This is a genomic window from Kistimonas scapharcae (assembly GCF_039540975.1).
In the GTDB taxonomy this organism is placed as follows: Bacteria; Pseudomonadota; Gammaproteobacteria; order Pseudomonadales; family Endozoicomonadaceae; genus Kistimonas; species Kistimonas scapharcae.
In genome coordinates, this window is the sequence record NZ_BAABFL010000390.1 from 1 (window position 1) to 12,489 (window position 12,489).

Genomic DNA, 12,489 nt, shown 5'->3' on the forward strand with positions numbered 1-12,489 from the left:
TACGATAATCTGATTAGATTATCATCTCACACAGGTCATTTTGGATCGGTGAAAGGTGGACATTTTAAATCGGTGCTGACAGGTATAGCTAACGCCTTTGAATTGAACCTCCGGCACTTTATCCGGTGTTTTCCAGGTGAGTGTGGTGTTGGTCGGGCGCAGGGTTTGATCGCGTTCCGCAGCCTCTTTTAATCCTTTGGGATCTGCTGCAACACTCTCAAGGATGGCTTTGTACAGCACGTAGTTGCCCAGCACCTGTTGTTTATAGGGTTTCAGTGCGTGCAGTTCGATCAGAATGCTCGGAATGCCCCGGATATCTCCGTACTGGTTGGAAAAACGTGCGAGATCACTGGCGTAGGGGTAGTAGCCCTGTGAAAGGTCATTATTGTCGTTGGCGCTGATACAGACATTCGGGATATGCCCCATGGACTTGAGTTGCTTATAGACTTTCGGAGTCATCTTTTTGTCCATCCAGTCCTTGGCGGCAGGTGACCAGCCATTCCCGTTATCGCAATAGGTGACATCGTACTGGTAGTTGATGCCATCGGTTGAGTGGACATCCATGAAAAAATCTGGATTCCAAGTATCCAATACATTCACAACATTACGGATTTCGGCGCTGTCGAGTTTGGTGAAATCGCGATTGAGATTAAGGTTGTTGGCGTTCAGTCGCCAGCCTGTGACGTCGGGCCCATTCTGGTTAATCCGGCTGTAACGGCTGCGTCGCATATCACCATCTGGGTTCACTGACGGGATAAACAACAGGTTCACTTTCTTGAGCAGGTTGGGGTATTTATTGCCGACGGTCAGATCACGCAGGAACATCAGCCCGGCATCCTTACCATTGACTTCGCCCGGGTGTATGCCTGACTCAATCAGTACGGTTGGCTTGCCACTGTCTTGCAGTCCCTTGGGGGTTTTGTCCTGGCTGGTGGAGACGACCGCCATGACCATGGTGCGACCTTGCGGTGTTTTCTCCTTCAGATTGATGATCCGGACATCATCGGTTTTGGCCGCCAGTCGTTTCAGCCAGTCAACGGTATCCTGATAATCACCGGTTTCCCGGTAATCGGTAGCTTCCGCTTTTGTGATAAACGGGTCACTGGCTGAGGCTGTATACTGCTCACTTTTACCGTGCCAGGGGATATCGGGTGGCAGGATTTTTTGTTTGGCTGCGTCTGTTGTATTTGTTGCGCATGCATGCAATGCATTGGCTGAAACAAGCACGAAGAATATAAGAAATAACGGGGTAATGAGGTAATGCATGATGACCTCCCGGGAGGCTCACGGGAAAACAGAGGGCAGGTGTGAAGGCATATTGTCGGCTATCTACGGGAATCAATAGTGACTATGCTGGTCACTGCGTAACGGCTGTAGTGTAGTCGCTTCTTGTGTGTTTCGGGCGGGGGCGTCAGAGTAGGCGAGAGGCAATGCATCGCGGTACATAGGGACGGATATAAGGATAACGGGCTATGGCGCTGAAACGATCGGATATCACACTACCTGTGACACTGTTTTATGACGGCAACTGTCCTTTGTGTCTGCGCGAAATTAATCATCTGTCGAATCTTAACCAGGCCGGGCAACTGCAGTTGGTGGATATCCATAGTGACGGGTTTGCGCAGCGTTATCCGGAGTTGGATCCGGAGGAACTTGATTGCTTCATCCATGCGCGATTAGGGGACGGCATCATTGTCAAAGGTGTGGATGCCACGCTGGCGGCCTGGGAAGCGGTTGGAAAAGGGATCTGGATAGCGCCACTACGTTGGCCACTGGTGAGGATTGTGGCGGACGGGGTGTATCGGTTGTTTGCCCGAAACCGGCATACTATCTCGCGGCGACTAGCACCTTTATTGGGCCGGAATGCCTGTAAAATGGATGATAAGTAAATAGGAAGGTTATTCAGCGTGCATGAATAACCCGCTACTGAGAGCGGGTTATTATTGTCGTCAAAGACGGGTTACCAGCTAAAGTCCAGGTCATCCATATCCAGCATTTCGCGAAGCCGGCGGCGCTCCAGGTGAAGCTCGGCACGCTTGCGTTTTTTCTCGTATTCGGCATGACGTCGACGTTGTTTTTCTTTGCGAGAGGACTCTTCAAAGTCTTCTTCGTATAAATAGCTGATCTCTTCCACGGCGATTCGCTCAGGATGTTAAAGATGGCGAAGTAACTGTCCGGTAAAAAACAGTACAGGTAAATGGATATATTTTTCTGTTGATGAGCAAAAAAAATGATGGAAGCCTGCCTTGCAGGTAATGCATAAGTGAGCGCTATAAACCTTTAACAGCCTGTTCGTTTTACTGTTTTTATAACAGGTGTTGGGGGGGTAAGAGCTTCTTTAGGTTAAACATATCCAGTGTTTTTTGCACTTCACTGTAAGTAGAACCAAAAAAGATATGATTTTGTTTTTTTTATAGATCCTGCAGGCATTCTCTCAGCTCTTCAAACTCCCGGTAATCTTGCAGAAGCTCTTCTCCAGCCGCAATATCACGGACAGCGACTATGTGGCAGCTGTGTGAGTTTTTGTCCGGGTAGCTGAGTTTTAAATTGGGGTTGTTAGAATGGTTGCAAAATCGTATATGATCATGGGGTAAGTGCCACTGATCATCCAGACTGCTATGTGCCCCATACTGTGAGATAAACTGCTGCTCTCGTGTTGTAAGAGCAGAAAACGTCTCTTCAGAAATGATCAGGTCAAGTTCTGCATTACCCTGATAAACCGTAGAGCCAGCTTTGACAGGCTCATCAGCGAACAGCCCGTTTCCATGAATTGTACTTGGTTTAATCTTTACATTGATGTTGAACACTGGTTTTCCCCATGCAGAATTATCAACGTAGCGATTTCGCCCTGAGCATTATAGATGTGATCTAAGGTAGTCGTTATGGCGGATTTTTCACAGCCTGCTGGCAGGAACGTAGTAACGGAGTGATGGGTATGGTGGTGAAGTCGTACAACGAACTGGCAGGGTTGCATCTTTCTATTGTGCTGTTTGGCTTGTCAGGTGTCATAGGGAAATACGTTGCGCTGGATGCCTTGGTCACGACTGGCGGCCGAACATTCTTTGCCGCACTGACACTGGGACTTTTCATGATGGTGACTGGTATTTCCTTTCGGCTTCGGCGTTATCGGGACGGCTTGGCCATGTCGGGGTTAGGCGTTCTGTTGTCGTTGCACTGGTACACCTTTTTTCAATCCATTGTGCTGACCAGTGTTGCGGTTGGCCTGGTGACCTTTACAACGGCGCCGATCTTTACAAGCTTGCTGGAGCCTTTGGTGGATCGTCGCCGGATCAGCGGTCGCGACCTGGTGGCTGGAGCGGCTGTGATCGCGGGAGTAGCAATGGTTGCTGACCTGAAAGGCGCCAATGGCCTGTTATATCGTGGCATTGGTATGGGGCTACTGGCCGCATTGACCTTTGCGGTTTTGCAGATAGCTAATCGAAAGTTGATCCGGGGGTATTCTCCTGTGCAGGTTTCTTTCTGGCAGACATCTGTTGCTGCACTGGTGCTTGCACCGGTTGCCTGGCAGGTATTGCCTGCTCTGGAGGGTAATACACTGTTTTGGTTAGTTGTGCTGGGTGTGCTGGCAACCGCAGTGGCCCATACACTGTTTATTCGTGGCATGGCTGTTGTAACAGCCACCATGGCGATTCTGCTTACAGCCCTTGAGCCGCTGTACGGGATGGTGGTCGCCGCATTTTGGCTGAAGGAGATTCCTGCTTTAACGACCTTGATCGGCGGTTGTGTGATTCTTGGTGCAGTGGTCTGGCGTCAGCGTTCGATGCCCGAGGCCTGATCCGAATATACCGAAGTGATGACACGTTAAATGCGACTGATATAAGTCGATTGTTTTTTATACGATACGACACTCAAAGCAGATGGCTAAGACCTTTCTCTTTGAGTGAAACATGGCACAGGGATGTGTCAGCTTATCCTCTTTTTCTCCTCTCCTTTTCCCAATTTCTTGCTTCCTCTCAATAATATTTTCCATGCATCTGGGTGACAGGCAGCACCTTAGTACTACCTGTTTCATTATTTCTTGTTATTGCGGTGTTTATGGATCAGAACAGCCCTGGAAGGTGGTCTCTTCCGTATCATATTTAACGGCATCGCCCTCTATGGAATATTTCGAGTGATCGGAAGCGCCCCAGAACTTGATCGTGCCAGAGGTGGGTTTGATCACGCTAAAGTACCGGCAATGCTTGGGGCCGAAGCCCTGGATGCCCACCTTGATGCGTGAATTGACTGGCAAGCTCACCTGCCAGTGTCCGCCGACAGCATAGGTGCCGTAATCATGGACTTTCTGGGTTTCGCCATCCCGGGAGACGATCCAGGCGACAAACGCGGTGCCAGGAAGAAAATCGATGGAAACATCCGCCCGTTCGGTGGTACTGGCAAGAATATGTTCATCTGTGGGTGTGTATTCAAAAACGCCTTCAGTTGCCTGTATTGGCGATATTGTGAGTGCCAGGAGCGGCATTAGGCAGATAAAGCAATAGCGTAAGAACTTCATGGTAACACTCCTGAGTGAGAAGGAATGACAAGGGGTGTACAGAAACGTGAAGATCATTAGCTGAGAGTGAACAGAAACACATGCAAGCATGTCATGCCGTCGTGACCGTTCACTGTGACTTGATGGCTTGCAGGCAAGCCACTAGGCGGGAAGTCTAGGAAATGTGTGGGAATGTACCAAAGACAAGCTCGTTATAAGAATGGTACGAATGGATAGGCGGACATACCCGGTTACGAGGTCAGTCCGGTAACCGGGAGAATGTGCGATGGCTTACATGCCGATTTTATCTTTTGCCTGCTGTGTCAGGTAGCTGATGAGCGCATCAGAGGCTTCCCGGGCGTTGTCTCTATCCCCGGCGGCAACAGTCCGCATAATGTCCGCATGCAGGTTGGCGGGGTGGCCGGTGTCCAGCTCCTTGTTGAGGAACCAGAAGCGGCGGGAAAGTCCCTGCAGCGGACTCATGGCTTTAATAAAGTATTCGTTCCGTGCCGCTTCGACCAACAGGTGATGAATGTCACGCAGATAAGTCAGAAAGGCTTCATCATCATTGTTGTCAGAACAGGCCAGGATGCCTTCCGCCAGCGCCAGCATGCGCTTTTTCTGTCCTGATGTCGCGCGCTGGGCAGCCAGTTCCACGCAGGCGGCTTCGATAGGGCGGCGAACTTCCAGCAGTGTCAGCTGGTTTTCTACGGATACTTCCGGAATCTGAATGCCGCGACGGGGGTGAATCACCACCATCTGTTCCCAGGCCAGCTTCTGCAGTGCTTCCCTGGCTGGTATTGCCACCAAGGAGCTGGATGCTGAGGCCAACGTATCACCAATGTTCCGTCTGTTCTGGTGTCTGCTGCTGACTGCACTGCCCATTGTGTTCCTGCTGATCAATGCGGACCCCAATATCCTGAAGTCATTCCCGGTATTGATTATTGTCCTGATTATGCCGGTCTTCTTCGTGGCAGCGGTCAAGACCCTGCAGTACCTGAACCAGAACTACGGTCGTATCATGGCGCACCAGCGCGAGCAGGATAAGCGGCTGGGTCTGGAAGACGAGGAGACCGTCATGGCAGCACCGCAGACTGCCTGAATTTAAGGGGTTACGGAGCCTGGCCGGTACGCGTGGGGATGCACCGGCCAGCTTGGCGCCCCTGGCGGGACGCCATCATTCAGTCGAGGGGAAAACGCGCACCGGATGAGAATTAAATGGAGATTTTTTTAAGAACTATTATTTACTATCGACCGGTTTCGGTTAAACTGCGGAAACTCCCCGTTTAGCGGGAGTTTTTTTGTTTGGATAGAGTGTATCTGTCGTACAGTGGGTCATTCGTTAATGTCGCCGGCATCCTGCCGGGCGAAACGCTGTACTATATTTTATCTTTTTAAAGAAGACGGTTTAATGGGTACGGAAGTATCCAGACATGCTACTGTCACTTTGATCCATCATGATCAACACCGAGTTGACCTGTTACCGATGTTTTGCGGGCGGTGGTGTTTTTTTGTTCATAACCGGCAGGCGGGAGCCGCCGGTCGTTTGAGAGATAGTATCCAATGCTGAAAAATGATTCGGACAAGATCATTGTTGGCAGTGAAGAGTGGTGTGCCTTTCCGGCGTTAGGCATCCCCGCCATTAAGGCAAGGGTGGATTCCGGCGCCAAGACCTCCTCCATTCATGCGTTCAATATCCACCCTTTCTCCCGCGGTGGCACACCTTGGGTGAGTTTTGAGATTCACCCTATTCAGAAGGAGCGTCGCACCGTTGTCCGCTGTGAAGCGCAGATCGTGGATCGCCGCCTGGTGAAAAGTTCCACGGGTATTTCGGAGAAGCGTTATGTGATTCGTACACCGTTGGATTTTGCCGGGGAAACCTGGGATATTGAGCTGACGCTGGCGAACCGCGATTCCATGGGGTACCGCATGCTGCTGGGGCGTGAAGCCATGAGTGGCCGTATGCTGGTGGATCCGTCAGAAAGTCACCGTTATGGTAGCCGCCGGACCAACGATGAGGTGCGGGCGCTGTATGGCAAGCATGAGCAGAAGAGCACCGGCCTGAAGATCGGTGTACTGGCCAGCAATCCTGACCTGTACAGTAACCAGCGTATTCTGGAAGCCGGTGAAGAACGCGGCCACCAGATGAAGTTCCTGAACATCAAACACTGCTACATGAAGCTGGATGCGGAAACACCGGAAATTCATTACCGTGGCGGTCGTATCCTGAATGACCTGGATGCGGTGATTCCGCGTATTCGTCCGAGCATGACATTCTATGGCTGTGCGTTGACCCGGCAGTTTGAAAGTGTCGGCATTTATCCGTTGAACTCGTCGCAGTCCATCAGCATGTCCCGTGACAAGCTGTTTTCGCTGCAGTTACTGTTGTCCAGCGGGCTGGATATTCCGACCACCGGTTTTGCGAATTCTCCGATCGATACCGCTGACCTGATCGATATGGTGGGTGGCGCGCCGCTGATCGTGAAACTGCTGCAGGGCACCCAGGGGCGTGGTGTGGTTCTGGCAGAAACCCGCAAGGCGGCGGAGAGTGTGATCGGTGCGTTCAAGTCCCTGAAGGCGAACCTGCTGGTGCAGGAATTCGTCAAGGAAGCCGACGGTAAGGATCTGCGCCTGTTTGTCATCGACAACAGGGTGGTGGCATCTATGCAGCGTACGGCAGCGCCGGGTGAATTCCGCGCCAATGTTCACCAGGGTGGTAGCACCTCGGTGATCAAGATTACGGCGGACGAACGTAAGCTGGCGATCAAGGCCGCCAAGACTTTGGGGCTGAAGGTCGCTGGTGTTGACATTATTCGTTCCCGTAAAGGGCCATTGCTGCTGGAGGTGAACTCCTCACCGGGTCTGGAAGGTATTGAGAATGCGACCGGCAAGGATATCGCCGGACAAATGATCAGCGCCATTGAGAAAAAACTCGGCTGGCGTCGTCCGCTCGGCACCATGCCGGAAGACCCTGAAATGCTGCTCGACGAAGAACTCGCCTGATTTATCCTGCCTGCTGATGATCGCCACCTGAATCCGGGTGGCGATATGCCCACACGATAACTATTGTTTTAAGTCAATCCATTTACTACACGACGGTAGCATCATACGTCGCGTATCGGGACGACGTTGACGCAGATCAGCTCGGGTACTGTCCGATGCACTCGCACGCCTGCAAGATTCCAAAGTCACCTGAAAAAGACCGGCGCATGGGCGCGGGTGGGAGTTGGCGGTGACGAAGGGATGCAACCATCTTCAAACTCAGGTGACTATGTCAATGAGCATCAAAACCACCTCGACCATCTGCCCGTTCTGCGGCACGGGTTGCGGTCTTGGCCTGCGCACGGAAGGTCAGCAGATCATCGGTGTTGAGCCGATCCGGAACCATCCCGTCAGTAAAGGCCGCCTCTGCTCGAAGGGTTGGAACAGCGCCTTCGGTGTTGACCGGCAGAACCGGATTACCACACCGCTGATCAAGGAGAACGGCAGCTTCCGGAAGGCTTCCTGGGAAGAGGCCGTTAGCCTGATTCATGAACAGTTCAGTTACCACATGGAAGAGCATGGCCCGACCTCTGTGGGTGCGATCAGCTGTGCCCGGGCCAGTAACGAAGACAATTACGCCATCCAGAAATTTACCCGCGCAGTGCTGAAAACCAACAATATCGACCACTGTGCCCGTATCTGTCACAGCCCCTCGGTAGCCGGGCTTGCGCGGACGCTGGGTTCCGGCGCCATGACCAACAGTATCGGCGATATTGAAAAGGCCGATGTCGTTGTCGTGTTCGGCTGTGATCCGACCGAAAGCCACTGCATTATTGGCAGTGAGATTATCAAGGCGAAGGAGCGCGGCGCTCTGTTGCTGGTCGTGGATCCCCGTAAGACCCGGCTGGCTGGTCTGGCAGATGTCCACCTGCAGTTACGCCTGGGATCAAACGTGGCGCTGCTTAATGGTCTGCTGAACATCATTTTTGAGAAAGGCTGGGAAAACAGGGCGTTCCTGGATGAACATTGCCAGCACCTGGATCTGCTCAAATCCAATGTCAAAGAATATCCGCCGGAAGTGGTCAGCCGTATTACCGGGGTGCCGGAAGATCAACTGGTTCAGGCGGCGCGCATCTACAGCCATGCCCGGGCGGCCTTCCTCGCTTATGGCATGGGTGTGACCCAGTATGTCAGTGGTACCAACAATGTGATGGCGATCTCCAACCTGGCCCTGAGTTGTGGGCATGTGGGGCGTCCCGGTACCGGCATTAACCCCCTGCGTGGCCAGAACAATGTGCAGGGTGCCTGTGACATGGGTGCGCTGCCGGGCGTTTATCCGGGATACCAGTCCACGGATGATCCGGCCATGCGTGAAAAATTCAGCCGTGCCTGGGGTTGTGAAGTCGCAGATAAGCCGGGCATGACCTCGTTGGGCATGAATGAATCCACCCTGTCCGGTCAGTTCCACGCCATGATGATTTTCGGGGAAGACCCGGTTGTGACTGATCCGGACCAGAACCAGGTTGCCAAGGTGCTCAATCGACTGGATTTCCTTGTCGTGGTGGAAATGGCGATGACGGAAACCGCCCGGTTTGCGGATGTCATCCTGCCAGCCGCCAGCTTTGCCGAGAAAGATGGCACATTCACCAACTGTGAACGCCGGGTTCAGCGTATCCGTAAGGCCATTGATCCGATTGGTGATTGTCTGCCTGACTGGCAGATCATTGGCAAACTGGCCCGAGCCTTTGGGGCTGAAGGCTTTGACTGGCCATCCGCCGAAGCGGTGTTTGATGAATTTTCCGCGCTCATGCCGATTTACAGCCGGATGAGTTATCCGCGTCTGGAGCAGCACGGTGGACTCCAGTGGCCCTGCGACAGTCGTTCGCCTGATGGTACCGCGATCCTGCACCAGAAGAGCTTCCCGAATGGCAAGGCCCGGCTGATGCCACTGCATTATCTGCCGCCGGCAGAAAACCCGGATGCTGAATACCCTTACTTCCTGACCACGATCCGTCTGCACTTCCACTATGGCTGTGGCTCCATGACCCGCAAGTCGCCGCTGCTCGAACGTGAAACGCCGATGGGCTTGCTGTTCATGAGTCCCCAGGATGCAGCCAACCAGGGCTTGTTCAACAATGCGCCGGTGGGGGTCCGTTCCCGCCGTGGTTATGTCGAAACCCGCGTGGTGATTACCGATCAGTTGCCGCCGGGTCTGGTCAGTATGCCTTACCACTTTGATGATACGCCGTCGAACCAGCTGACCAACGATGCCCAGGATCCGGTCACCCGGATGCCGGAACTCAAGGCCTGTGCCGTACGGGTTGAACCACTTGACCCGGCTGAACGTCCGAAACCGATCCAGGTATTGCGTGAACAGGGAGATTGCCATGTACGTGTATGAGCTGGAACGCCCCGAGCACCTGCGTGACTGGCTGTTGATGCGCTACCGGGTCATGCAGCCGGTGCAGGATGCCACCGGCAACGGCAGCTGGCAGGAAGTTGTCAGTGGCGATGTGACCCCGTTTGATCCGGCCCTGCGTCCGGTGATGTCGCCCAAGTCGATGTTTTTTGCTGAAAGGGAACATCTGTTCGAATTCGACGGTGAGACATTCCGGTCATCCCGGCCAGCCTCTGAGCCGCAGGTTCTGTTCGGGATGAAAGCCTGTGATCTCACGGCGCTGGCGTATCAGGATCTGCATTTTCAGGATGATCCTTATTATCAGGCACGCCGCAAGGATACCCTGCTGGTCGGTATTGATTGCAGTAGCCCGTGTGAAAACGGGTTCTGCAGTACGGTTGATGCCGGACCGCTCGTGGATGAAGCCAGGGCTGACCTGATCCTGGCGCCCATGCCCAGCATTGGCGGTGATCAGCCCGGCTGGTGGTTAATCTGCGCGAGCCCGGCAGGGCATGGCGCTGTTGATGGTATGAACCTGACACCAGCGGATTCCCACTGGCGCTACTGGCGCGATATGAACGGTGAGCATGCCCGGGCCGCTTTCCCGAATGACACCTATATCATCAACGGCATCCAGCGCATCAACGCCCGGGCGATTCCGGACGATGTCTGGGACAGCCTGGCGCGCAAGTGTCTGGGATGTTCCGGCTGCAGTCAGACCTGTCCAACCTGCAGCTGTTACGCAACGCGGGATATCAAGACCGAAAAGGGTTTTTACCGTGAGCGTTTCCACGATTCCTGCCTGATGGAGGGCTTCCAGAAGGAGGCCAGTGGCGCTAACCCAACGTCAGCGGCAGGCCGTCGGGTCGCCCGTTACTGGTACCACAAGTTCTCTGGCGACTTTGTTCGCAAGATGGGACGGTTTGGCTGTGTCGGTTGTGGTCGCTGTGAAGCCACCTGTCCCGGATCCATTGGAGTGCACTCAGTCATGGAGAAGATCGCACATGTTTGATTTAACCCCTGTCGCCGTTCGGCTGGTGGACCGTTACCCGGACGGTGAGGAAATTGATCATTTCACCTTTGAACCGGTGGTGGTCGAGGGTGTGTTGCCCAGTGTGGGCAACCCGGCCCAGGTGAGTCCCGGGCAATTCTTTATGTTGACAGTGCCGGGCAAGGGCGAGGCTGCGTTTACGTATGCCGGCATGCCCGACGAAAACGGCCGTTTTCATGCGTTGATCCGCCAGATTGGTAAATTGACAGATGCACTCTTCACCTGTCAGCCCGGTGATGTGCTCGGTGCCCGTGGCCCGTTTGGCAAAGGCTGGCCTGATCTGGCCGGACGTCGGGTGCTGGTGATTGCCGGTGGTTGCGGACTCGCGCCGGTGGCGGCTGAGATTGATGCGCTCACTGCACAGGGCTCAGCGCCTGTGGTCTACTTCAGTGCCCGCAGCGAAGCCATGCTGGTGATGCGCCAGGAGCGAGACAGGTGGCGGGAAAACTGCCGCCTCTATGAGGCCGTGGATAACCAGGACGGCGCTAGCCGGGAATATCTCAAGGGACGTGAGCTGATGAGTAACCTGGATCGTATCCAGGCAGAGGATGGTCCCTTTGATGATGTGATTTGCTGTGGTCCGGAAGGGATGATGGAAGCGGTTTGTAAGTATTTGACTGGACAGGGTTATCCTGCGGAGCATATCTGGTTATCGCTTGAACGTCGTATGCACTGTGGGGTTGGCCTGTGTGGCCATTGCTATGTGGCCAATGACCTTGTCTGTGTGGACGGGCCGACCTATCGGTGGGATCAGCTGGGCGAATTGGTGGTGAAAGAGAAATCGGTGAAACCACCCCGTGAACCGGTCGGCATGGGGCATGCCGATGTCGGTGAGTGTTGTGGTAACTGTGTTTGACGGTAGATAGCTAGGATGCCAGAAAGCCAGCCTGTCAGGCTGGCTTTCTGGTCATTGGGCAAGCGAGTTTAGAACCGCTTGCGTCCACCTGGGCCACCACGGCCGCCATTGCCGCGGTCATTCTTGCTCCGTTCGGTGGCAATGCTGACCCGCATATCCCGCCCATTCAGTGCCTGTCCATCCAGGGTGAGGGCTGACTCAGCGGACTCTTCCGTACTGAAGGTCACGAAGGCAAACCCCCGGGAGCGCCCTGACTCGTGGTCTGTGATGACACGGGCTTCTTCAATGGTGCCGAAGGGGCTGAATGCCTCCATCAGGTCTTCATCGGTGACCGAAAAATCCAGGTTGCCGACAAACAGTTTCTTTCTCTGCATGTAATACTCTCCAATGACGTAGGTTATCTTGACTCTCTACCGGAAAATAACGGACGCCTTGAGAGGCTGGTCTTTTGGGGTAAAAGTTAAGATTTTTGCACATACAGTGAGTTGGACAAGCGCGGTAGATGTTTGGTTCCTCAGGCAGGTTTTTCGTTTTCCGAGTGACAATTCTACGTGTTGAACCGCGTTACTCATTTATTTGGTTAAGTGCCACAGCACTTCTTATTGCTTTCTGTTATGAATAATGTTTTCCCTTAAATCCCGCTTAACCTTGGGAATGTGAGCAAGCTGGCCGTACTTTTGGCAACAGAGTACAGTTTTTGCACAAAACGC

13 protein-coding genes and 1 pseudogene are annotated in these 12,489 nt (G+C 53.6%); 8 read left to right on the forward strand and 6 right to left on the reverse strand.

Annotation, left to right across the window (positions count from 1 at the left end; all coding sequences use genetic code 11):
* Window positions 1-21: 21 nt before the first annotated feature.
* Window positions 22-1,266 (reverse strand): M14 family metallopeptidase, encoded by a 1,245-nt coding sequence (locus tag ABD892_RS14350; protein WP_345196527.1) that lies wholly within the window; start codon window positions 1,264-1,266, stop codon window positions 22-24.
* A 206-nt stretch (window positions 1,267-1,472) separates the two neighbouring features.
* Here ABD892_RS14350 and ABD892_RS14355 point away from each other — a divergent pair, with 206 nt between their 5' ends.
* A complete protein-coding gene (locus tag ABD892_RS14355; protein WP_345196529.1) occupies window positions 1,473-1,889 on the forward strand; it encodes a thiol-disulfide oxidoreductase DCC family protein in 417 nt (138 codons plus the stop codon).
* A 71-nt stretch (window positions 1,890-1,960) separates the two neighbouring features.
* Here the strand turns inward: ABD892_RS14355 and ABD892_RS14360 are convergent, their stop codons facing one another.
* Both ABD892_RS14360 and ABD892_RS14365 read right to left on the reverse strand, forming a co-directional pair.
* On the reverse strand, window positions 1,961-2,134 hold the full coding sequence (locus ABD892_RS14360) for a hypothetical protein (protein WP_345196530.1): 174 nt from the start codon (window positions 2,132-2,134) through the stop codon (window positions 1,961-1,963).
* 277 nt (window positions 2,135-2,411) lie between these two features.
* Window positions 2,412-2,807 carry an SET domain-containing protein gene (locus ABD892_RS14365; protein ID WP_345196531.1) on the reverse strand — a complete coding sequence of 132 codons (396 nt, stop codon included), beginning with the start codon at window positions 2,805-2,807 and terminating at the stop codon, window positions 2,412-2,414.
* Between the two features lie 128 nt (window positions 2,808-2,935).
* On the opposite strand from ABD892_RS14365, the gene ABD892_RS14370 reads away from it, so the two are divergent.
* Window positions 2,936-3,796, forward strand: coding sequence for a DMT family transporter (locus ABD892_RS14370; protein WP_345196532.1), 861 nt, complete (start codon window positions 2,936-2,938; stop codon window positions 3,794-3,796).
* Window positions 3,797-4,054: 258 nt separating this feature from the next.
* Here ABD892_RS14370 and ABD892_RS14375 read toward each other — a convergent pair whose 3' ends face one another.
* The gene (locus ABD892_RS14375) at window positions 4,055-4,513 is read right to left on the reverse strand and encodes a hypothetical protein (protein ID WP_345196533.1); all 459 of its coding nucleotides are present in this window, start codon (window positions 4,511-4,513) and stop codon (window positions 4,055-4,057) included.
* 270 nt (window positions 4,514-4,783) lie between these two features.
* Entirely contained in the window at window positions 4,784-5,299 is a 516-nt protein-coding gene (locus ABD892_RS14380; protein WP_345196534.1) for a GntR family transcriptional regulator, read from the reverse strand.
* A gap of 34 nt (window positions 5,300-5,333) precedes the next feature.
* Between ABD892_RS14380 and ABD892_RS14385 the strand changes: the two genes are divergently transcribed.
* The 6 genes and pseudogenes from ABD892_RS14385 (at window position 5,334) to ABD892_RS14410 (ending at window position 11,779) form a co-directional block, all read left to right on the forward strand.
* Window positions 5,334-5,594, forward strand: coding sequence for a hypothetical protein (locus ABD892_RS14385; protein WP_345196535.1), 261 nt, complete (start codon window positions 5,334-5,336; stop codon window positions 5,592-5,594).
* A 461-nt stretch (window positions 5,595-6,055) separates the two neighbouring features.
* Window positions 6,056-6,466: pseudogene (locus ABD892_RS14390) on the forward strand (ATP-dependent zinc protease family protein); the annotation flags it as partial.
* Between the two features lie 87 nt (window positions 6,467-6,553).
* Window positions 6,554-7,495 (forward strand): 30S ribosomal protein S6--L-glutamate ligase, encoded by a 942-nt coding sequence (gene rimK / locus ABD892_RS14395; RefSeq protein WP_345196540.1) that lies wholly within the window; start codon window positions 6,554-6,556, stop codon window positions 7,493-7,495.
* 274 nt (window positions 7,496-7,769) lie between these two features.
* The gene (gene fdhF / locus ABD892_RS14400; RefSeq protein WP_345196536.1) at window positions 7,770-9,875 is read left to right on the forward strand and encodes a formate dehydrogenase subunit alpha; all 2,106 of its coding nucleotides are present in this window, start codon (window positions 7,770-7,772) and stop codon (window positions 9,873-9,875) included.
* A complete protein-coding gene (locus ABD892_RS14405) occupies window positions 9,844-10,884 on the forward strand; it encodes a 4Fe-4S dicluster domain-containing protein (protein WP_345196537.1) in 1,041 nt (346 codons plus the stop codon). The genes fdhF and ABD892_RS14405 overlap by 32 nt, the downstream gene beginning before the upstream one ends.
* A complete protein-coding gene (locus tag ABD892_RS14410) occupies window positions 10,877-11,779 on the forward strand; it encodes an iron-sulfur cluster-binding protein (RefSeq protein ID WP_345196538.1) in 903 nt (300 codons plus the stop codon). The genes ABD892_RS14405 and ABD892_RS14410 overlap by 8 nt, the downstream gene beginning before the upstream one ends.
* Window positions 11,780-11,847: 68 nt before the next feature.
* Here the strand turns inward: ABD892_RS14410 and ABD892_RS14415 are convergent, their stop codons facing one another.
* Complete coding sequence (locus ABD892_RS14415; protein ID WP_345196539.1) at window positions 11,848-12,153, reverse strand: RNA recognition motif domain-containing protein; 306 nt, start codon at window positions 12,151-12,153, stop codon at window positions 11,848-11,850.
* Between the last annotated feature and the right edge of the window lie 336 nt (window positions 12,154-12,489).